At 31.8% G+C, this 21696-nt stretch carries 21 protein-coding genes; 11 read left to right on the top strand and 10 right to left on the bottom strand.

Going from position 1 to position 21696, the window contains the following annotated elements; all coding sequences use genetic code 11:
* Window positions 1-50: 50 nt before the first annotated feature.
* Both ACW9XH_RS02780 and ACW9XH_RS02775 read right to left on the bottom strand, forming a co-directional pair.
* Entirely contained in the window at window positions 51-1286 is a 1236-nt protein-coding gene (locus ACW9XH_RS02780) for a glycosyltransferase (protein ID WP_457759123.1), read from the bottom strand.
* A 30-nt stretch (window positions 1287-1316) separates the two neighbouring features.
* The gene (locus ACW9XH_RS02775) at window positions 1317-2429 is read right to left on the bottom strand and encodes a thiamine biosynthesis protein (protein ID WP_457759122.1); all 1113 of its coding nucleotides are present in this window, start codon (window positions 2427-2429) and stop codon (window positions 1317-1319) included.
* An 84-nt stretch (window positions 2430-2513) separates the two neighbouring features.
* On the opposite strand from ACW9XH_RS02775, the gene ACW9XH_RS02770 reads away from it, so the two are divergent.
* Genes ACW9XH_RS02770 through ACW9XH_RS02760 form a run of 3 tightly spaced genes read left to right on the top strand, consistent with a single transcriptional unit; the run spans window position 2514 to window position 5082 of the window.
* On the top strand, window positions 2514-3227 hold the full coding sequence (locus tag ACW9XH_RS02770; RefSeq protein WP_457759121.1) for a phosphoadenylyl-sulfate reductase: 714 nt from the start codon (window positions 2514-2516) through the stop codon (window positions 3225-3227).
* 13 nt (window positions 3228-3240) lie between these two features.
* Window positions 3241-4383: a sulfate adenylyltransferase gene (sat, locus tag ACW9XH_RS02765; RefSeq protein ID WP_457759120.1), complete on the top strand. Its 1143-nt coding sequence runs from the start codon at window positions 3241-3243 to the stop codon at window positions 4381-4383.
* A gap of 30 nt (window positions 4384-4413) precedes the next feature.
* A complete protein-coding gene (locus ACW9XH_RS02760; protein ID WP_457759119.1) occupies window positions 4414-5082 on the top strand; it encodes a hypothetical protein in 669 nt (222 codons plus the stop codon).
* Here ACW9XH_RS02760 and ACW9XH_RS02755 read toward each other — a convergent pair.
* Window positions 5066-5716, bottom strand: coding sequence for an endonuclease III domain-containing protein (locus ACW9XH_RS02755; RefSeq protein ID WP_457759118.1), 651 nt, complete (start codon window positions 5714-5716; stop codon window positions 5066-5068). The genes ACW9XH_RS02760 and ACW9XH_RS02755 overlap by 17 nt on opposite strands.
* A 55-nt stretch (window positions 5717-5771) precedes the next feature.
* Between ACW9XH_RS02755 and ACW9XH_RS02750 the strand changes: the two genes are divergently transcribed.
* Together ACW9XH_RS02750 and ACW9XH_RS02745 are read left to right on the top strand one after the other, a co-directional pair.
* Window positions 5772-6926, top strand: a complete 1155-nt coding sequence (locus ACW9XH_RS02750) for an aconitase X (RefSeq protein ID WP_457759117.1) — start codon at window positions 5772-5774, stop codon at window positions 6924-6926.
* Window positions 6923-7312, top strand: a complete 390-nt coding sequence (locus ACW9XH_RS02745; protein ID WP_457759116.1) for an aconitase X swivel domain-containing protein — start codon at window positions 6923-6925, stop codon at window positions 7310-7312. Before ACW9XH_RS02750 ends, ACW9XH_RS02745 begins: the two co-directional genes overlap by 4 nt.
* A 131-nt stretch (window positions 7313-7443) precedes the next feature.
* Here the strand turns inward: ACW9XH_RS02745 and ACW9XH_RS02740 are convergent, their stop codons facing one another.
* On the bottom strand, window positions 7444-8136 hold the full coding sequence (locus ACW9XH_RS02740) for a hypothetical protein (protein WP_457759115.1): 693 nt from the start codon (window positions 8134-8136) through the stop codon (window positions 7444-7446).
* A gap of 76 nt (window positions 8137-8212) precedes the next feature.
* Window positions 8213-8431: a hypothetical protein gene (locus tag ACW9XH_RS02735; protein WP_457759114.1), complete on the bottom strand. Its 219-nt coding sequence runs from the start codon at window positions 8429-8431 to the stop codon at window positions 8213-8215.
* Between the two features lie 115 nt (window positions 8432-8546).
* On the opposite strand from ACW9XH_RS02735, the gene ACW9XH_RS02730 reads away from it, so the two are divergent.
* The 3 genes from ACW9XH_RS02730 (at window position 8547) to ACW9XH_RS02720 (ending at window position 13811) form a co-directional block, all read left to right on the top strand.
* A complete protein-coding gene (locus ACW9XH_RS02730) occupies window positions 8547-9320 on the top strand; it encodes a hypothetical protein (RefSeq protein ID WP_457759113.1) in 774 nt (257 codons plus the stop codon).
* Window positions 9321-9419: 99 nt separating this feature from the next.
* On the top strand, window positions 9420-10574 hold the full coding sequence (locus ACW9XH_RS02725; protein WP_457759112.1) for a glycosyltransferase: 1155 nt from the start codon (window positions 9420-9422) through the stop codon (window positions 10572-10574).
* Between the two features lie 120 nt (window positions 10575-10694).
* Window positions 10695-13811 (top strand): prealbumin-like fold domain-containing protein, encoded by a 3117-nt coding sequence (locus tag ACW9XH_RS02720; protein ID WP_457759111.1) that lies wholly within the window; start codon window positions 10695-10697, stop codon window positions 13809-13811.
* A gap of 102 nt (window positions 13812-13913) precedes the next feature.
* On the opposite strand, the gene ACW9XH_RS02715 is transcribed toward ACW9XH_RS02720, so the two are convergent.
* A complete protein-coding gene (locus tag ACW9XH_RS02715; protein WP_457759110.1) occupies window positions 13914-14564 on the bottom strand; it encodes a Snf7 family protein in 651 nt (216 codons plus the stop codon).
* 103 nt (window positions 14565-14667) lie between these two features.
* Between ACW9XH_RS02715 and ACW9XH_RS02710 the strand changes: the two genes are divergently transcribed.
* Window positions 14668-15432, top strand: a complete 765-nt coding sequence (locus tag ACW9XH_RS02710; RefSeq protein ID WP_457759109.1) for a glutamate racemase — start codon at window positions 14668-14670, stop codon at window positions 15430-15432.
* Here the strand turns inward: ACW9XH_RS02710 and cobM are convergent.
* Genes cobM through ACW9XH_RS02690 form a run of 4 tightly spaced genes read right to left on the bottom strand, consistent with a single transcriptional unit; the run spans window position 15413 to window position 18033 of the window.
* Window positions 15413-16183 (bottom strand): precorrin-4 C(11)-methyltransferase, encoded by a 771-nt coding sequence (cobM, locus tag ACW9XH_RS02705; RefSeq protein WP_457759108.1) that lies wholly within the window; start codon window positions 16181-16183, stop codon window positions 15413-15415. The genes ACW9XH_RS02710 and cobM overlap by 20 nt on opposite strands.
* Window positions 16176-16898: a precorrin-2 C(20)-methyltransferase gene (cobI, locus tag ACW9XH_RS02700; protein ID WP_457759107.1), complete on the bottom strand. Its 723-nt coding sequence runs from the start codon at window positions 16896-16898 to the stop codon at window positions 16176-16178. Before cobI ends, cobM begins: the two co-directional genes overlap by 8 nt.
* 36 nt (window positions 16899-16934) lie before the next feature.
* Complete coding sequence (gene cbiT, locus ACW9XH_RS02695; RefSeq protein WP_457759106.1) at window positions 16935-17525, bottom strand: precorrin-6Y C5,15-methyltransferase (decarboxylating) subunit CbiT; 591 nt, start codon at window positions 17523-17525, stop codon at window positions 16935-16937.
* Window positions 17526-17553: 28 nt separating this feature from the next.
* Entirely contained in the window at window positions 17554-18033 is a 480-nt protein-coding gene (locus ACW9XH_RS02690; protein WP_457759105.1) for a hypothetical protein, read from the bottom strand.
* Window positions 18034-18136: 103 nt separating this feature from the next.
* Between ACW9XH_RS02690 and rqcH the strand changes: the two genes are divergently transcribed.
* Entirely contained in the window at window positions 18137-20065 is a 1929-nt protein-coding gene (gene rqcH, locus ACW9XH_RS02685) for a ribosome rescue protein RqcH (protein ID WP_457759104.1), read from the top strand.
* 408 nt (window positions 20066-20473) lie between these two features.
* Window positions 20474-21696, top strand: a 1223-nt coding sequence (locus ACW9XH_RS02680) for a hypothetical protein (RefSeq protein WP_457759103.1), incomplete at its 3' end; no start/stop codon positions are given.

Genomic DNA, 21696 nt, shown 5'->3' with positions numbered 1-21696 from the left:
GCCCATCGAAATCCCGCGTGCCAGATAAGAAAAATCAGCAAAATAATCTATTATCTCTTTTCTTCTAATATCTGAGCAGCAATTTTTGCTGAATTTTCTGCTCCAGTAGGAACAAAATTCTTTGAGAATTCATTCAAATTATCCTGAAATTCTTGATAATTTTCTTTAATTTTGGTTATGCCTTTGGTTACTTGGCTTGCTTTAATTGCAAGTACGCCCAGATTCTTTTCTTCAGCCCATCTGATATTGTTTGTGTGTTCGTCATAAATTGGAATTCCAATTATTGGTTTTGACTTTCCTCCCATAATTTCACCCATTACCGTGTGAGAGCCGTTGACAACTGCATATTTACACAAATTGAGAATTGTATCTTTTTCTTGTTCTGCAAGAAAACCAATATCAATTTGTATCCAGTCAATTTTTTTCTCAAAAGCCTCCTTTACAGAATATTTCCCCCCGTCTTTTCCTAACACTGTATCTATGCTTGGATCATTTCTTGCATGTGAGATTATTCTTTTTTCTTTTCTCATTTCATCTTGATGAAACACTTCTTCATATCTTTGACCAGTTCCGTCATTAGTTGATTTGTTTCCTGTTCTCATCCAATAACCGAATTCATTATTTTCTACTAATTTCTCAAGATCTGATTTATTTTCCTTTTTGATTTCTTTACTATTTGTAAAATGTCCAACGTAAATTATTTTTTCCTCTATGCCTTTAATGAAATTTAGATTGTATTCACACATCGTATATGGTGGTGGTGAATCAGCCACAAGAATTTTTGATGCTTTAGCAATTTGTTTTGCAACAAAAATCAATGAAGGATAAAGATATGATCTTGAATTATACAGTTTCGGTCTAAACTGATTTGTTATGAACAAACTAGGAATGTTTCTATTTTTTGCAAGAATGTTTGAGCCCATATCTCCATCATTAATTACAAGATCAAATTTTTCTTTATCATAGAGTTTTCTTTCTTCTCTCAAATAATTCATAATTTGCTTAACTAGTGATGGGTTTTTTGAAACTGGTAATAACAAATTCATTAATGATTTTGAAACACTTGGACCAAACTTCCCGTCAATTGGTGTTGGCATTAAAATTTCATGGATTTTTTCCCTTTGATCAGGAAATTTTTTTAACAATTTTTCATAAACATGATCTTTGCTTGAAAAATGAACTTCAAATTCTTCTTTGATGTGTTCTCCTAAGGCATCATTTAGTCTCATCATTCTAGAATAGTGACCGCTTCCCCATGGATAGATGAATTCTCCTATTTTGAGCACAATATGAAACCAAATATGCTGTTTAAATTCTCAGTGATTTTCAAGAGAATCTAAAATATCGTGAACATTGTTAGGACCTATCTGAATATTGATGATTTTTTTTGTTTTAAGTGCAGATTCAACTTCTTTTTTTGAAAAAGAAGGAATTTCATTAGTAGATATTGTGATCATTTTTTCCATTTTTTTGATATTTCTTTCCAGTCCGATCTCTTTTGCATCATCAAACAAAGTAAAATCGACTCCAGCAAGCGGTAAAATTGGAATTTTCTTTTCTCCAAATACTCGCTTCAATGAATTATCAATAAAATCTGAAGAATAGATTAATGGGGATAATGCCAATGACACACGACTGTTAGAATATTGTAATAATATTTCTAATACTGAATTTACATAAATTAAATAATTTTTAATTCCATTTGGGCTGATTTTAAGTTGTAAAAATTCCAGCTCAATCTTGTCTTGCACTAATCTTGGAATAATTTGATTGATAATTTTTGCAAGATTCATCAATTCAGATTTTTGTCTATAGCAAACTATTATCTTTACGTCATAACCCTGTTTGATTGTCTCAAAACAAGAGACTGCTGAAACTTCATCATATACTGCACAAATGGTTTTATGATTTTGTGATTGATATGGAATTCCACCTTTGCCTTTATCTGAAAATATGCAAATGTATGCATTGTTTTTTGTAAGATATGTGTACAATAACTTGTCAAAATTTTCGTCTGTTCCTGGATGAGCTCCCAATTTTGCTTTTTTTTCAATTATGTTTGATGTTGCTGCAATTTCCACATCTTTAGTGACAAATCCCTTTGAAATCCCTTCTACTTTAACAAGAAATTTTTCTCCCTTTAAGAGTAAATTACCGCCAATTGAAGTAATTTCAGAAATAATATTTCCAAAATCGTTTTTTATTTGTCTTGCAATGGCAATTTTTTCAATTCCAAAAAGTAAATTGATTGCAGATGATGCAAACACAGGATCATTTGCATCAACAAGAATTATGCCCCCATCTCGTTTAACCGACTTGAATTCTTGATTTTTTATTTTGAGAATTTTTTTGATATTTGAAATTAATTGCGGAACTTTATTTTTTGAAAATATTGTTGGAAAAACTATAACATATGATATTTCATCCATATTTTCTATTTTGAATTCTACTTGTTTATAATTTAGGATAACAATTCGGGTAATCAATATAAAACAAATAATCCAAGTGAAAATGTGACAAAATTCACACAAGAACAAGTAGACGATTTAAACTCAAAAATTAAAACTGCTCAGGAGGCATTAGAATGGGTTTCAGAGAATCTTCATCCCAAAGTTGCAAAAGCATCAAGTTTTGGAGCTGAAGATGCTGCAGTTATGGATATCATGCTAAAAATTAATCCTAAATTTCGGTTCTTTACACTTGATACAGGAAGATTACCACAGGAAACCTATGATATTATAGATGTTGTAAGTAAAAAATACAAAATTTCTATTGAAGTATTATTTCCTGACACAAAAGAAGTTGAAGACATGGTTCGTGATAAGGGAATGAATCTATTTTATGACAGCATTGAGAATAGAAAACTCTGCTGTGAAATTCGTAAAGTCCATCCAATGAACAAAATGTTAAGCACTTTGGATGGTTGGATTACTGGATTACGACGCGATCAGACTAAAAATCGAGAAAATGTTACAATCTTTCAATTAGATCACGGACATGGTGGAATTTTAAAAATCAATCCAATTGTTGATTGGACTTGGGATCAAATCCAAGAATATATTAAAAAAAATAATTTACCATACAACAGCCTACTTGACAAAGGTTTTCCAAGCATTGGTTGTGAGCCATGTACTAGAGCAATTAAACCTGGAGAAGATATTAGAGCAGGAAGATGGTGGTGGGAACAAGAAGGAAACAAAGAGTGTGGCCTTCATATAGACCCTTGATCGAGGATTTATGATGTCAGAAAGTGACTCGATTAAACCACATGGTGGAATACTAGTTAACAGAATTACCAAAGTTGATCCTACGGGATTATTTTCAATTACAATCAGTGAAGATCTTGCAAACGATGTCGAAAACATTGCAGATGGAATTTTTAGTCCATTGGAGGGATTTTTAGGACAACAAGACTTTGAAAGTGTCATTTCACGTGGTAGACTGGCTAATGATTTAGCCTGGACCATTCCAATTGTACTTGACGTAGATGAAGAGACTGCTTCTAAAATGAAAGAATCACGAGATGTTTTATTAAAAAACCCAGATGGAACAGGAGTTGCAGTGTTACATGTTGATGAGACATTTACTTTTGATAAAGAAAAAGCAGCTCAGGGAGTATATGGAACTAATGATTCATCACATCCGGGAGTTGCATATACAATGTCAATGAAAGATTATCTGGTTGGCGGAAAAATTGATCTTATTCAAAGACCAGATGATACGGAAATTAGAAAAAACAGACTGACACCAATCCAAACACGAGAATCTTTTGCAAAGGCAGGATGGAAGACCATTTGTGCATTTCAAACCCGAAATCCACCGCATGTAGCACACGAAATGCTACAAAAAACGTCAATTACTACACGTGATGGCGTATTTGTGAATCCAGTAATTGGTCAGAAAAAATCTGGTGACTTTGTAGATGAGGTCATTGTAAAGTGCTACGAAACCATGATAAAATTATACTATCCAGAAAACAGATGTCAACTTGGAACATTACACACCCAAATGAAGTATGCAGGTCCAAAAGAAGCAATACACCATGCAATTATGAGACAGAACTATGGTTGTACACATATTATCATTGGACGAGACCATGCAGGTGTCGGCAAGTTCTATGATCCGATGGCAGCTCAAAAAATCTTTGATGACTATCCGGAGTTAGAAATTGCTCCGGTATTTTTCCCACCATTCTTTTACTGTAGGAAATGTCTTACATATACAACTCCTAAAGCATGTCCACATGGTGATGATGTGAAAGAGCAAATCAGCGGAACTGCACTAAGAGAAATGATTCAAAATGGTCAGGCACCTTCAGAATTCATTCTAAGACCAGAGGTTGCCCAAGTAATTTTGGATCATCCAAAGCCATTTGTTGATTAGACTTTTATTCAATCAAATCTGTTCTAGCTTGTGAAGTATCTATTTTTAATAATTCTATTTGCTGGAATTTTTGTGTCATCTGCATTTGCTGAGGAAACAAACAACCCGTCACTAATCATTGACACACTGGAAATTCCTTCAGATGAATTCAACACGGTACTGCGTGAAGCACCAATTAGAGTTTTAGATGATGTACATGGAGTTAGCTGGCAAGTAACAATTGATAACAACCTACTGTATGCAAACCCTGAAGGAAATGCAGTTTTACGACTATATGATCAAGCTACACATGATGAACTTATCGAAGTCGGAATGGGACCAGGACCTGACAACAAGTTTTGGGTAGCAGTTCAAACTCCAAAGGAAGGATACATTGTCGTTCATAGCGATTTAGATAGAGGATGGTATCCTCAGGCAAAATCTATCATATCTTACACTGATAGAGCAGGACTAACCGTAAATAACGGGGCTAGAATCGTAGTCACTAATCTCGATATAGGCCAATTTGCAATTCACTCGTATTCTGTTCATGGAATGGCAGGCTCCACTGATCCTCCAGCAGTAAGCTCTGGCAGCATGATTGTGGAATTCCTATCAGGTGATCCTGCAAAGAATGTATTTGCATTTTTTCCATTTTATGTTGCAGCAGGTATTGGAATACTTGTAGCTGCTCTATTTGTCACTAAGAAGCGTTCTTAGATTTATAAAATTTACAATTTTTCTTAATCTGACATACGTCACACATTGGTGAAATTGGTTTGCAAATATTCTGACCGTACATTACAAAAGTATCATTAATGTCAATCCAGTATTTCTTTTTGATTTTCTTCATTAATTCCTGTTCTGTTTCTTCGGGATTTTTTGTTTCAACCAAACCCAATCTGTTTGAAATTCGATGAACGTGAATATCCACTGGAATTGCTGGTTTTTCAAATGCATACACAAGAACACAATTTGCAGTTTTTCTTCCAACTCCTGGCAATTGTACCAAAGTATCAAGGTCATCTGGAACCTTGCCTTTGTATTTTTTATCGATAATTTTTGCAACCTCGATGATTCTTTTAGATTTTACATGAAAGAATCCAATCGATTTTATTATTTTTTCAACATCCTTGATTTTTGCATTTGATAATTGTTTTGGATTCTTGTAAATTGAGAATAATTCCTTGACTGCCTTTGTTGTAGCTTCATCTTTTGTTCTTGCAGAAAGTATGGTTCCAATTAAAATACTGAACGGGCCAGTCTCTGCATCATGAAGATCTCTTAGTGCAGTTATTCTTGGAGGCTTTACTGCATTCATTGTCTTTGTCATTCCAGAAAGTATTTTTTCCATTTCTAACTGAAAAATTACGTACAAGTATTATAACTGTAATAACAAAAGAATTCCATTGGAGTTAACTAAAGACGAAGAATCTGCACTCAAAGGCGAACAAGGGGAAACTTTGCAGATGGCCTACAGAATTCTTGTTGCAACAGGTGAGGCAACTGACGCTGACAAATTAGTACCAATAGAGTGGGCTCATCTTTCAGGAGTAAATTACAATACGATTGGTGATGCAGGAGAAGAATTTCTATCTAGTATCAGTAAAGATGCACGAGTTACAGTAAAAACAACTTTGAATCCAATGGGATTTGATATTGACAATGTAAAAAATTATGGATTAGATGAGAATTTTATTTCAAAGCAACTATCAATTAGAAAATCATATGAAGCAATGGGCGTTATTCTTTCATTCTCATGCATTCCTTATGAAATATTTGATATTCCAAAAGATGGAACTCAAGTTGCATTTGCAGAAAGCAATGCTGCAATTCATGCAAATTCATTTGATAATCTAAAGACAAACAAGGAAAGCGCATTTAGTGCATTAGCAAGTGCCATTGTAGGAAAAAGCCCGTACTCTTCACTACGAAAAGAAGATTCTCCAAACATTACAATTAGAATGAAAGTGAATGATCCAAATGAATTGACATATGGGATGCTTGGATTTTTTGCAGGAAAAATTGGTGATACATCTGTAAATATTTCAGGACTAGGGGAGATGGATAAAAGACAAACCAAAGCAATGTGTGGTGGAATGGGGACATCTGGAACTTGTGCTAAATTTATCTTTGGAGATGGAGATTCTGATTGTGAGAAAATCGACTTTGATGAAAAAGAGATGCACAATGTTCACGATGAGCTAAACACTGCAGAAAAAGGTGACATCATTACACTTGGCAGTCCTCAATTGGGATTAGATGAGATTTCTGATCTTGCTGGAAAATTAAAGGGCCGCTCTTTTAAAAAAAGATGTATGGTGTTTATGCCTAGAACTGTAAAGGAGCAATCAGCAAAAATCGGATATACTGCAGAACTAGAACGCGCTGGATGTGAGATTCTAGCCGATTGTTGCACATGTTTATCCCCATTGATTAGTAAAGACAGTGTTGATGCGGTAACTACAAACAGCATCAAGGGGGCATTTTATCTTAAGAATTCTAACGGTGTAGGCGTTAATCTAAAGCCATTGTTGCAAATAGTTGAAGATGAGACAAGATGAAAGTTCTAGTTTCAGGTAAAGTAAAAGGAATTGTTTTAAAATCTGAAAATCCAATTAATTTTTTAGGCACAGTCGATAAAAAAACTGGCATAATCAGTGACAAGAATCATGAACTTTTTGGAAAATCAATCAAGGATGTCATACTTGTATTTCCATCTGGTGTTGGAAGCAGTGTTGGGGCATATACAATTTATTCAATAAAGTCAAATGATACTGCCCCACTTGCAATGATTTGTACAAAAGCAGATCTTACAGTAGCTACTGGATGTGCACTTGCCAACATTCCTTTAGTAATAATATCTGAACAAGAATTTACATCATTGCAAAACGGGCAAAAAATATCTCTTGATACTAAATCTCCAAATTATATATTTTTTCTCAAATAAATATTTCATTTGATACATTACTATGTTCTTTCAGTATGAGTCTTAATTTTTAATATCGTTGTTTATTGTTTAATTAAAATAAAAAGAAAAGACGATTGATTTTATTTTAAAATAAAATCAATAATTTCCTACTATGTTCCACTTATTGTGATTGTCCATTTTACAGACAAGCTATCCCCATCAGAAACTGTGATTCCATTGGCACCAGCTAGTTCTTGTATTGAAAACATATCAGTGGTTCCAATACTGGTACAACGGCCTTCACTATCTTGTGTTGTTGCACCATTAAAGATACCTGACTGTTTTACTGCTGTAGCATTACCAGCTTTAAATGTGAATGGACTTGCTGTTTGAAGTTCAACAACTGTTTGATCTACAGTAGTACTATCAAATGTTGGATTGACTAATCTTCGTGCCATTTCTCCATCATTTGTGGAATCTGCACAACCAGATCCACCACTTACATCAAGTGTTGTTTCTAATCCGTCAGGTGCACCGAGTGTATGGTTTCCAATTGCGATGTACTTGAATTCAGCAGTTCCACTGTTACATGTACCTGAACTATCTGCACTATCAAAGATTGCTAATGCAGTACAATCAAATCCCATATCAGTGACTGTGTTGTCGTTTTGTATGTAGGCTTTTACTTGACCTGATTCATCTAATACGGTGTACTCTACATGTCCCAGCATACCAACTTTATCTTGGCTTTGCGGAATTGCAGATACCATAAATGATGAAGCAGAATCACCGCTTAGAATGATTGCTCCTATGGCAATTGCAAAAATGCCAGCAAACACTCCAATCGTTTTTGATCTATTCATTAGATAATCATTATTTTGCTATATTATTAGTAGCTTGGCAAAAATCACGTTACAAAAGGATCCATTTTGGAATATTCTAAGGAGTTTTGATTCCGATAGATTCTGATAATTCTATTGTCAAATTTCTACCTGAAGGCACTTCTATGAGATTATCTTCTGAACCAATATTTTCTTCTAATTCAATTTCATTTTCTGATGATAATTCATCATTCTTCATTTCATTCGGAATAGAAAATGCAATTCCGATAATAATTACAATTCCGATAATAATGCCTACAACAATAGCTTTATTCACATAAAATATCATATGATTCAAGTCTATAAACTTGGCGAAAAAAGGCTTTATTATTTAATATTTCAACATAATCTGGTCACTTGTGAAATTAAATAAATTAATTTCTATTTTGTTAATGTCATCTTTAATTATATTTTCTCTCAAAGATGTTTATGCTATATCTGAACCGATTCTAATTACACAATCATCTGGAATGAATGATGTGATTTTTGATGGAAAATGGACAAATTATTTGGAATGGAAGCCATCTAGCTATAACATGATATCATATGATGATGGTTCAAAAATATATCTTAGAACAGCTCACTATGAGAATTTTATCTATGTATTTGTTGATCCAATAAATGATCAAACGTTAGATAAGAATTCTGATAAAGCGACAATTTGCATTGATGGTAAAAATGAAAAAAATATGCTTCCTGATAATAATGATTTTTGTTTTACGGTTGCATTAGGTCAAAATCAAGGAAAAGTTTTTCAAGGTAATTCTATTAGTAAACAAAGTGGGCATTTCAAAAGAATTTCCACTATTGATAATTTTATTGCAATTAGTAATACATCAGATGAAAATGATCGTTATACAACCATTCCTCATCCTAGCTATGAATTTAAAATTCCAATTGAAATAATTAAACGCTCAAATAATTATGGATTTTATATGTCCGTTTATGATGCAAACACAAATACATTTTATTCATGGCCAAAAGAAATTCACCGAGATGGGCACTTTGATATTCCATCTCCTGAAAAATGGGGAGATATAATATCTCCTGATAAATCACTTCCTGAATTTAATTTTTCATCTTTTATTCTGATATTTCTTGTATCTGCAATAATTATACTTCAGACTAGAGTAAAATATGGAAATTCTAGAATTTTTTTTATATGATCTCACTTGTGTTTTAAGAATAAATCCATACCAAATCTTATTCAGGCATAATTTTTTTAGTAAATTAATATTCATTTGATTTGATGTTTAGTTATGGGTATGAAAAGTAATAATCCTCAAATTTCTATAATTTTGCCTACCTATAACGAGTCTCAAAATATTCTAAACATGTTAAAATCTATACATGAAAATATCCCTAAAGGGATCAACACTGAAACAATTGTGGTAGACGATAATTCCCCTGATCAAACAGGAAAAATTGTAGAAGACTATATTTCCGGATTAAAAAAAATTACTGAAAATACTATTGATATAATTCACAGGACAGCAAAAAACGGTTTGTCATCTGCAATCTTAAATGGAATACAAATTGCAAAAGGAGAAACCATAGTAGTTATGGATTCTGATTTCTCACATCCTCCACAAATAATTCCAAAAATGATTGAAGCTTTCAAGCAATATCAATGTGATCTTGTTGTAGCTTCAAGATACATTACAGGGGGACATATTCAAGGTTGGACAATTAAGAGAAAACTTATGAGTAAAATTGCAACCATGATTGCAAAAAAAGGATTGAATGTAAAAACAAAAGATCCAATGTCTGGATTCTTTGCTTTTAAAAAAAATATGATTAAAGAATTAAATTTTGATGCACTAGGATACAAACTTCTCTTAGAAATCCTTGTTAAAACTAAAGGGATAAACATAAAAGAAATTCCATACACTTTTGAAAATAGGAAATCAGGTTCAAGTAAATTAGATAATTCTATTATATTTGATTACATTAAATCTGTCTGGAAATTATACAAAAATGGAAAAATAAAAACTAGTGATGAAAAGCGTAATTCAGTACATTTTCTTTCAAAAGCTGCTAGATTTTTTACTGTTGGCGCGTCTGGATTTGTTGTAAACTATGCAATTTCAATGCTTTTTGCATCTGGATTGACAAATTTTTGGTATGTCTATGCAAATATTTTTGGAATAGCTGCATCCATATCTAGCAATTTTATCTTGAACAAAGTTTGGACATTTGAGGATAGAGACTTTTCTAGGAAGAAATTATTTACACAATACGGAAAATTTAGTTTGTTTAGCTCTCTTGGTGCATTTGTACAATTAAGTATGGTGTTTTGGTTAGTAGATTCCCATAATGTCTATTACCCTTTGGCTTTAATTTTAGCAATTACTACTGCTGCATTTAGTAATTTTGTGTTAAATAAAAAATTCACTTTCAAGGAAAAACTTTGGAAATAAATTAAATTTTGAAATTATTTTGTGTTTTCTAAATTCCCAAAAATGGGAAATAGAATTTTTAGTATTTTTAAAAACTTACAGTTGCATAATTTTATATGAAAATCTATACTAATGCAATAGATGAGAAAAAATCAGACTCTAATATTATCATCCGTTTTTCTATTATTACTAATTTCAGTATTTTCGCTTGATGATGTGTTTGCAGAAAAACTAGTTGTTGCTTCTGCTAAAAGCGATGATCCTACACAATTTTCTATCATTAACAAAACCTCTGGAATTGAAACTCAAATTTTAGACAAAGGTTCTGATGGATTACTTAGTGGTTTAGCATTTTCACCAGATGGAAAATTGATTGCATCATCTTCAGGAAACAAAAGAGCTAGTGATCCAGGAATTTCTCAAATATCCTTCCTCATAAATCATGGAGAAGCAAATACCCTTGTTACAAGAATAAATGGGTTTGATGATCTTTATTGTCATGATATTTCTTTTGCTCTTGACGGAAATCTTTACTGCGTGAAAAAGAAATCTCCAAATGGTTTAAACTTGTATAAACTTGATCTAAATTCTGGACAAATAATATCTACAAAAAGTACTGGCATTTCTACTTCTGTCGGAAATGGATTGGCAGTAAGCTCAGATGGAACAATCTATCTTGGGAATCAAGATGGATTGTATAGTCTAAATCCACTAACAGGAATAGGAACTCAAATTGGATTGTGGACTCCTGACTTTCAAAACTGTAAATCTGGGGCAATGGATTTTGATTCATTAGGAACACTTTATGCTTCATTTGACTGTAGTTCTGAAGGACAGCAAGCAACAGCGACTGACATATTTTTGGTAACTATTGATCCACTAACTGCCGAAATAACATCCTCAAATCTCATAACTAGAAATACTGCTCTTTCAGATCTTCCTGCCAACATGAAAACAGATTCTATAGCATTTTCCTCATATAATTTTGATTTTCTTATTGGCTCTACATATGGAACAGTTACTGATGGATTTGACTCTATATCCGTTTCAGGTGATCCTCTAAGCGGAATGGAAATTTCTTCATCTGCAAATTCCAGTGTTAATGTATGCGATAACACGTCATTTACAATTGATTCACTAGATCAAGTAAAACTCATTTGTAATAACACAACAATCGAAGTTTTATCAGGTACAGTTGAACCTGTTTTTACAGCAAATGATGATTCTATCTTATCTGCAATTTTAACAACTGGTGATATCATAGTTTTTGATTCTGAAAAATATGCACTAACAAATATTGGACCAAACAACATTCAAGTCACATTTGAAAATACAATTTATAACATTCCATCAGGAAAAACTCTTCTTGGACAACCAGACGGAGTAGAACAAATTTCTAGTGTATTTGTTGGCAAACATCAAGAAATTAAAACTGATGACGATAAAGACAAATCCAAAGACGATAAAGACAAATCCAAAGACGATAAAGACAAATCCAAAGACGATAAAGACAAATCCAAAGACGATAAAGACAAATCCAAAGACGATAAAGACAAATCCAAAGACGATAAATACAACCAAAATAAAGAATTTACAACATTAGGTCATTTTATTATCGGTGAGGACAAATTCAAAAAGGTAAAAAGTACTGGAACATTCCAGATTCAAAATACTCACGATGAATGTGATTTAATTTCTGGCAATGGAACCTTTGATTTTAAACAAGGTAATACGTTTGACGTTGAATTTAATGGAGATATCTGTGGAAAAAAATTCTTAGGTAAAGGAGACTTGGAATTTGTGATTATTGGAGGAACAGGAGAATTTGAATCTGTACTAGGTAATGGAGATATATCTTTAATTGTTGGAAAGAGTCATTTTGGTGGAAAACTTTCGGGTGAAATTCAAATTCCATTTGATCCTATAGTTACAACATGTGATGATTGTATTCCAGAACCAATACCTCCAACTTTAATTATTGAAAAGAATACAGACAAAGACAATACATTTAATTTTAATATAGTTAGTAGTGATTCTTCAGAAAACACATCTGTGCAAATAACTACTTCAGGTACTGGCGGTGGTACTGGCGGTGGTACTGGCGGTGGTACTGGCGGTGGTACTGATATTGGATTAGGTACCTCCAATCCAATTATTTTAACATCTGGTAATATCTATACAATATCTGAAGAACTTTTAGATGGTTATGTTTTAACAAATGAAATTTGTACACGTAATGGTTCTACAATTTCAACTACTTTTACAGCTAATAGTGATGATGTTATAGTATGTACATTTACCAATGACTTCCAAGAGTCTGCAACCCTTAATATTAAAAAGATTACAGATAAGGATGACACATTCGAATTTAAGATACTAAACAACAATCTTGGTACTTCTCAAACAAAGACCATCACCACAATCAACAAAACTGGTGCTACAAACGCCTTTGATTTAGTCCCTGGTAATAGCTACACTGTATCTGAAATACCATTAAATGATTTTGTTTTGAAAACCACAAAGTGTACACGTAACGGTACTCCGATAACTCCTCTAGGTACTACTACCTTTATTGCTAATTCTAATCAAAATATAGTATGTACATTTACCAATGACTTTAATGATCCTCCAACTCTTAAAATCATAAAGAATACTGATGAAGATAACATATTTTCATTTAATGTAACAAACAATAATTCAGGTATTAATCAAACAAAATCAATCACTACAACCAACAAATCTGGTGCTACAAACGCCTTTAATTTAGTCGCTGCCAATAGCTACACTGTATCTGAAACACCATTAGATGGTTATGTTTTGACAAGTAAACAATGTACACGTAACGGTACTCCGATAACTCCTCTAGGTACTACTAGCTTTACAGGAAACTTTAATGATAAAATAATATGTACATTTGTTGATACTTATAATACAGAATCTGCAACTTTGGAAATTCTATTATTTACAAATCAAAACAACATCTTTGATTTTAATATAATAAATAATGATTCACCAACTGATTCCCAATCAGGTCAAATTGATCTTACTATTCTCAATGATGGCTCTTTAGGCCCTCTCAATCTAATTCCTGGTGATAGTTATGCAGTATCGCCAGTTGTCCTAAGTGGTTATTATGTGGAAAGTAAAACATGCACACAAAATGGAATTCCAATAAATCCTCCTGGAACTACTTCATTTGTACCTGTAAATCAAGATGTTATAATATGTACATATCATATTGATAGTGCAGAAGAATGAATAGCATTTTTTTAAAATTTAATTAATTTATGAACTTTGAATTTTTATTTAGATTATTTTAAAAAATTAAAACAAAAAGAAGAACTATTCGTCTAAATCAATCTACTCAAAGGTAGAAGTAGAGGATTGTGACGAAAGTCCAGTTGAAGATGGTACAGATGGGAATTTGTCTCCTATCTGTTGCTCAGCTACTGCAGATGCTTCTTGAAGAATCTTTTCTGTTTCTTCACTTGAAGCACCAGACTCCATACTAAATGAGTCTCCTGCAAGTGAATCCATCATTAGTCCATTAAGTGTCTGGGTCATACTGTTCAATTCTGAATCAGCTTCTGGCATGAATCTTCCTAGCGATGACTTCAATCCCTTCATTGTAGACATTGCTGGTCCAATTGCTACCATAGCATCACCAAGATCATGAATAGTTGTCAGTCTTAGTTGGACTTGTTCTAATGACATTCTTGCGTTGCCGAGCATCTTTGTAACTTTACGAATTTCAGCTAATTCGTTAGACAAAACTCTACTTGTGCTAGTATCATGTTGCTGCATTGCAGTCACTACTCTCTGAAAGAGTTGCGCATCTCTTTCGTGCAGTTTACCTAACATAGAGTCCATTTTTGAGATTTGGACTTGTAGTTTGTTCACTGCAGTTTGAATTCGTGGCTTTAATGCACCTTCAGGCTTTACTGCATCACGTAGTTTGCCAGTTACGCTTTGGGTCTCTTGATGAGCCCAAGTCTTATCGAAGTTTGGCATGACAGAGAATTTAGAAATTTAGTCTTAATCAACGGTGTAAATTTAGATCAGTTTTTGACTAAATTTAGCTAACAAACATTACTCTCAAATTTTATGAAAAATCATGGCTAAAATCGTGGTCTTTGATTCAGGTCTAGGCTCATTGTCAATAATTAAGGCAATTCAAAAAATATCCAAGTCAGATATAATCTATTTTGCAGACCAGGTAAATTTTCCATATGGAGAAAAATCACAGGCTCAACTATCAAAAATAATTCAAAAATCAATTACAACATTACATGAATTTTTCTCTCCGGACATCATAGTTGTTGCATCAAATACACCTAGTCTAATGCTTAATGTAACAGCAAAGAAGATTATTGATGTAAAACCACCGTTAATTGAAGCTAAAAAACAATCTAAAACAAAACAAATTGGAATATTAGCAACAAAAAGTGCAATTAACAGCAAAGGGTTAACACAATATATCAATAAAAATAATTTTCCAAAAAGTTTTAAAATTTTTAAAATAAATGGATCAGAACTAGTATCTTTGGTAGAATCTGGAAAATTTATTTCAAATAAAGAATATTCTCAGAAAATTATTAAAAAAATTCTTAATCATGTCTTGTCTCAAAATAAAATTGATACAATTACACTTTCTAGTACTCATTTGTTATTTTTAAAACCATTATTACAAAAACAATATCCAAAAATTAATTTTATAGATCCTTCTAATATGGTTGCAGGAAAAATTTTTTTAAAGATTAGAAATAATCAATCCAAAAAAAATTCGTTAAAAATTTTTGTAACGGGAAATACTAAAGTATTTCAAGTAAAATTAAATAAAATAGGAATTAAAAATAAAGTTAAATCATTTCCTTCTTAGCTTTTCTATAACCATGACTAAATTTTTTATCATATAGTTTAGAATATTCGTATGTTTTAGGATCTATTACATCACTAATTATTACAATTGCAGTGCGAGTGATTTTTTCTTCTTTAATTTTTTTAGCAATATCACCTAGTGTTCCTTTGATAATTTTCTGATCAGGCCAGCTTGCCCTATAAACAATTGCAACTGGTGTAGATTTTTTATATCCACCTTCAATTGCTTCAGTGACTAATTTAGAAATTAGTTGTATGCTAAGATAAAAAATCAATGTAGCTTTATGTTTTGCAAGTTCTGAAATTTTTTCACGTTTTGGAACTTTAGTTCTAGATTCTGCCCTTGTTACAATAATTGTTTGAGTAACCCCTGGAAGTGTTAATTGCATTCCAAGTGCAGCTGCTGAGGCTAAAAATGCAGTAACTCCCGGTACAACAATTGATTTAATTCCTTTTTTCTCAAGATTATCAATCTGCTCTTTTATTGCACCATAAATTGAAGGATCACCATCATGTAACCTAACTACGAGTTTGTCTTTTTTTGCATTTTTGTAAAGTAAATCAAAAATTTCCTCTCTAACTAATTTAGCTGCATCATACAACTTTCCTTTTTTACATAATTTTAAAATTGGATCAGGAATTAGAGAACCTGAATATACAACAACATCTGCTTTTTGAATTAATTTTTTAGCTTTTACAGTAATTAGTTCAGGATCGCCTGGACCACAGCCAACAAAAAAAACCTCAGACACGTTTTACCACCAATATTGAGAAATATTTTGTAGTTAATGTATCGTCATTTACTTCACCTAATGTCATTTTTCGAATAATTTCATTTTCTGTTCCAAGATCTTGCCCAATTGCAAAGATGGAATTATCTGGAAATCCAGATTCTTTGAGAACCTCGATAACTTTGTCAAAGTATCTTCCATCTTTAAGAAATATCATTGATTCAGAATGTTTTGCAATCTCTTTTACACTTGACAAATCATAACAAGAAGGAATAATTGCAACTTTTTCTGCACCTTCAGCTACACTTACACCAACTTTAGCTGCAAATGTAAACATGGAAACAATTCCAGGAATTACTGTAATATCCATATTAGGATAATTTTCTTTTAGATCTTTATGCATATAGATCCATGTACTATACAAGAAAGGATCACCTACAGTAAGATATACAACATTTTTTCCAGTTAATACAGTTTCAGCCATTATTTTGGCATTTTTCTTCCAAGTAGCTTCTAAAACAGATTTGTCTTTTGTCATTGGAAAGATTAGCTTTACAATTTTTTGATTTTTTGATTTATCAATTATGGGTGAAACAACTGCAAATGCAATACTTGGTCTGTCTTCATTTGAAGCGGGACACATTATGATATCAGCATTCTGAATAGCCTTGACAGCCTTTACAGTAAGTAGTTCTACATCCCCAGGACCTACTCCAATTCCAATTAATCCGGGCATGAAAAGTATGATTTTCTTCCTAATTAAAAATCTAGATTAGATTTTAGTAGCAGATATGATAGTCACAGGATTTCTTGCAAGCATCATGGTTCCAGTACTGGTCTTTCTACTTTTAGATACAGTAACTTGAGTAATATCAACAGATTCAAACTGTAATTTCTCTAGTACTTGCAAAACAGAATATAGGGTTTCAATCAATATTATCCCAATTACAATTCTGCCTCCTGATTTTAATTTATTTTGTGAGATCTCAACTATTTCTTTAGTGTCTTTACCTGTTCCTCCAATGAAAATAGTGTCAGCTTCTTTAAGGTCTAAAATTTTTTCTTTGGCATTGCCATAAATTACTGAAATATTAGATAGACCAAATCTTTTAATATTCTTTTTAGTTAATTCTATAGCATTCTCATCATAATCAACTGCCAAAACTTTACCTGATGATTCTATTTGTAATGCAGCTTCAATGGATATAGATCCACTACCACATCCAATATCATAAACAATTTGTCCTGGTTTTAATCTGGCTTTACTAATTTGAATAACTCTAATTTCTTCTTTAGTGATAGGAACTTTTTCTGCTCTCTCAAATTCTTCATCAGGAATACCTGGTGTTTTAAATTTCCACATCTACTATTACCATTTTTTAATTTTTAAACTAGATGTTAATTCCACTAGTCACACTTCCTAAATGAGTTAATGTATAACTTACAATCCATGAAAACAAGTACAAGAAAACATAACTACCAATAGCTTGTGTAACAATTTTTTTCTTATCCGATGATGGTAACTGCATTTTCATTCCTTTTGCAACTATTATTGTTGCAAAAAATATTACAATCATAAATCCAATTGATGCCCATCTTCTATCTTCACCTTCTATATCTTCAAAGATGAAAGTTGCTGCAGTTCCAGCAATTATAGCCAAAGCAACACGCATCCAAAATAATTTGTTTAATTTCTTATCTTTTTCACTTTTTTCAGCAATACTTACTGGTGAATCTCCCAATGGAGTATCTGGAATAGATTCTGATTTTTCTGTTTCTGGAATATCTACAGTAACATCATCTATTGATTCCTTTTTTGAATCATTAGGGTCTACTGTAGGTTCAGATTTTTTCTTTTTGAATTTTGCCAACTAATTTTCTAGCGTGACTCAAGCAGACCATGTTTAATATCTTTGGTCAAAATTTGAGAATATTAAAGCAAGAGTATAATTTTAGACCCCTAATAGTGATGATATGACTCTATCTGGAATTGAATTACGATACTTAGTAAATCAAATTTCAGAACAAGTTCAAGGCTACTATATCAGCAATATTTACGGAATTACAAAAGATAGTCTTCTATTCAAACTTCATCATACAGAAAAAAGTGATCTTTTTATGATGATTTCGACATCTGGCGTTTGGCTAACTAAAGTAAAAATTGATCAAATGGAACCTAATAGATTACTAAAAAGATTAAGAAGTGATCTTCTTAGATTAAAATTAAAAAAAATAGAACAAATTGGTGCAGAAAGAATTGCATATTTTACTTTTGAAGGATTTGGAAAGGAACTTGTTTTAGTTGGAGAATTTTTTGGAGATGGAAATATTTTACTATGTAACAATGAAATGAAAATACTCGCATTACAACATTCAATAGATGTAAGACATAGAAAATTAGGTGTAGGTTTAGAATATGTTCAACCACCAGGGAGCAATCTGGATATTTTTGAATTAAAAGAATCTGATTTTGATGAACTTAAAACAACAGATTTGATGGCAGCAAAATGGTTTGGAAGAACTTTAGGTCTGCCAAAAAAATATGTTGAAGCTGTTTTTGAAATTACAGAAATTGATGGAAAAAGAATTGGTAATTTACTTACAGATGAAGAAATAAAGAAAATTTTTGAAACTATAAAGAAAATTGTTTTAGATATAGTCTCTGGAAATCATCAAACTGTAATAATCAAGAATGAAAAAACAGAGGTTCTTCCTTTAAGATTAGGAAAATTAGAAGGAGAAGTAACATCAGCTAATAGTTTCATTGAAGGATTGGATACTGTTTTTACTGAAAATATTATAGAAAAAGGAAAATCTGTACAATCAAGCGGTTCAGATAAAAAAATTAAAGAATTACAAACACAAATTTCTGAACAAGAAAAAGCTATTGAAACTGTCATAGAAAGATCAAAAAATATTACAAATATTGCTAATTCTCTTTATGAAATGATATCAAAAGGAATAATGTCAATTGAAGATAATTTAGCACAAGAAATTTTAGCAAATAACAATGCAAAATTAGTTAATGAAAAAGGAATTTCATTAATTATAGTTCAAGATGAAAAAATAAAGATAAACACTCAATCTCAACTTCAATCAATTGCTTCGGTATTATTTAATGAGGCAAAAAAACAATCAGGTGCAATAAAATCGATTCAATCAATAAAAGAAAAAACTGAGAAAAAATTAGAACGGTTTCAAAATAAAACAGAAGCTGAAAAAGATTTGTTTGTGGTTACAGAAATTAGAAAAAAAAATTGGTATGAAAGATATAGATGGTTTTTTACATCTGATGGATCACTTACAGTTGGTGGGCGTGATGCTGCATCCAATTCGGCTGTAGTTAGAAAGCATTTAGATAAAAATGACAAAATATTTCATGGAGATATTTTTGGTTCACCATTTTTTATTTTAAAAGATGCAGAACATGCAACTGATACAAGCATGAATGAAATTGCACATGCAACAGTTTGTTTTAGCAGAGCTTGGAGAGAAGGATTGTATGGAGTGAGTGCTTACTGGGTTCATCCTGAACAAGTAAAAAAAGCAGCGCCAAGTGGAGAATTTTTACCAAAAGGATCTTTTACAATTGAAGGACAAAGAAATTTTATAAAATCAAATACTCTAAGATTGGCAGTAGGGATTATTCGACTAGATGATGATTATGTTTTGACATGTGGTCCTCCTGAACCGATTAAAAAATATTCTCTTTGTTATGTAATTATTGAACCACATGGTTCTGCAATGGTTGATACTGCTAAAAAAATTAGACTTGAATTTTCCAAGTTGGAAGAAGATATTGCAAAAAGTATACCTATTGATGATTATGTACGAGCTTTACCAGCTGGACAAAGTCAAATAATAAAAATTGAATATGGTGATTCAAACATCATTCCATTATAATACTAAATAATTTTTATTTACTACAACATTTTATTTTCTAAAAAATAATTCTTTTATTTTTTATACAAAAATATTATTATCAGAAATTATTATAATTCAAAATTTGAGATCTAATTTTTCTGTTTTTATCAAAAATTCTTCAAAAATCAGAGATCCAAATTGGATCAACGTATCATCTTAATTTCCATCATGGAATCGGTCTTTTGAGTACATTTCCACCTTCTTTATCGCTTTTTTTGAATCATTTTTTATTGGTGTAGAAGAAGATGAGGTGTTTACCTTAGACTATCCTATGGATAGCATTAATTGGTTTTTGGACCCCCTAGAGAATTCTCTACACCAAATTTTTGCAAATCAAATTCTACACCAAGAAGTTTTTGCAAACATTTGCGTGGAGGATTTCTTTAATTGAGAACTCTTCTATCTTTTATTGCAATTTTGTTGTTGGCAACATCCAGCTTACCAATTGGATTTGCAGACATTACACCAGTTGATTTATCAAATATTGAATCAACAGATCAACAAATTACACAAACAACCCAATCAATTTCTATAAACCTTGATGAGACTTTAGGACTGTCATCTGATTCTCCAAGAAAAAAACAAATTGAAAGTGTATCTATTTTTATTACAGATCACACAACAAAATCAATTCATCTTGATGAAAAATTATCTGTTCATTCATCAACATCTGATAAACAAATTCACTATGATTATGTTGTAGCTCAATCACAACCATCATCTGAAAGAATTTTACACACAGACAAACTTCGTGATGATAGAAAAAAAAATACTAAAATTGAATCACTTTATCTTGATAATTTATATCAACAACAATCTACAGATTTAATTTCAATTGATTCAAATGTTATACAAACAACATTCTTTGCTGATCCATTTAACCTTATTTCAGATTATATCTCTGGACAAAATATTATAGAATCTATAAATAATTTAAAAGAAAATTCACTCATAATTTATTCTGTTTCTAATTTTGACCTATCTTTTCTTTTAGATGATTCTTTTGTTATTGTCATATTTACTCCACTTGTTTTCTTGTTGTTAATTTTTCTTGAAGATGTTAAATTTAAATTTGAAAAAATTCGTCCTTTTCTTTCTTTAATTTTTATTGTCATAATCTTATCAACAGTTGTTGTAACACCATATTCTATTTCATCTACTTACTGGCCTGAAGCTTATGCTGATACTGGTAACATGGATGAACAAATTCAAAATAACATAACTGCCTCAACAGATAACACCTCATCTTCTTCTACACCAGCTGAAGATACTGAATCTACTGAGGTTTCATCTTCTACTCAACCAACTGCCTCGACAGATAACACCTCATCTTCTTCTACACCAGCTGAAGATACAGAAACTGTTGAGGATTCAACATCTAACCCTGATGCCTCAGTAGGCTCAACCTCATCTTCTTCTACACCAGCTGAAGATACTGAATCTACTGAGGTTTCATCTTCTACAAACAGTACAACAACTGTTCCTACAAACAGTACAACAACTGTTCCTACAAACAGTACAACAACTGTTCCTACAAACAGTACAACAACTGTTCCTACAAACAGTACAACAACTGTTCCTACAAACAGTACAACAACTGTTCCTACAAA

It is taken from the genome of Candidatus Nitrosopumilus sp. bin_32a (genome assembly GCF_054095935.1).
Note: the sequence above shows the minus strand (reverse complement) of the source record. Positions and strands in the feature narration are given on the sequence as shown.

What these genes read in the sequence shown, in the direction of transcription:
- ACW9XH_RS02775 (WP_457759122.1), bottom strand. Translation starts at nt 2,429, where the DNA reads ATGGATGAAATATCATATGTTATAGTTTTTCCAACAATATTTTCAAAA.
- sat (WP_457759120.1), top strand. Translation starts at nt 3,241, where the DNA reads ATGTCAGAAAGTGACTCGATTAAACCACATGGTGGAATACTAGTTAAC.
- ACW9XH_RS02755 (WP_457759118.1), bottom strand. Translation starts at nt 5,716, where the DNA reads ATGGAAAAAATACTTTCTGGAATGACAAAGACAATGAATGCAGTAAAG.
- ACW9XH_RS02745 (WP_457759116.1), top strand. Translation starts at nt 6,923, where the DNA reads ATGAAAGTTCTAGTTTCAGGTAAAGTAAAAGGAATTGTTTTAAAATCT.
- ACW9XH_RS02740 (WP_457759115.1), bottom strand. Translation starts at nt 8,136, where the DNA reads ATGAATAGATCAAAAACGATTGGAGTGTTTGCTGGCATTTTTGCAATT.
- ACW9XH_RS02730 (WP_457759113.1), top strand. Translation starts at nt 8,547, where the DNA reads ATGTCATCTTTAATTATATTTTCTCTCAAAGATGTTTATGCTATATCT.
- ACW9XH_RS02725 (WP_457759112.1), top strand. Translation starts at nt 9,420, where the DNA reads ATGAAAAGTAATAATCCTCAAATTTCTATAATTTTGCCTACCTATAAC.
- ACW9XH_RS02720 (WP_457759111.1), top strand. Translation starts at nt 10,695, where the DNA reads ATGAGAAAAAATCAGACTCTAATATTATCATCCGTTTTTCTATTATTA.
- ACW9XH_RS02715 (WP_457759110.1), bottom strand. Translation starts at nt 14,564, where the DNA reads ATGCCAAACTTCGATAAGACTTGGGCTCATCAAGAGACCCAAAGCGTA.
- ACW9XH_RS02710 (WP_457759109.1), top strand. Translation starts at nt 14,668, where the DNA reads ATGGCTAAAATCGTGGTCTTTGATTCAGGTCTAGGCTCATTGTCAATA.
- cobI (WP_457759107.1), bottom strand. Translation starts at nt 16,898, where the DNA reads ATGCCCGGATTAATTGGAATTGGAGTAGGTCCTGGGGATGTAGAACTA.
- cbiT (WP_457759106.1), bottom strand. Translation starts at nt 17,525, where the DNA reads ATGTGGAAATTTAAAACACCAGGTATTCCTGATGAAGAATTTGAGAGA.
- rqcH (WP_457759104.1), top strand. Translation starts at nt 18,137, where the DNA reads ATGACTCTATCTGGAATTGAATTACGATACTTAGTAAATCAAATTTCA.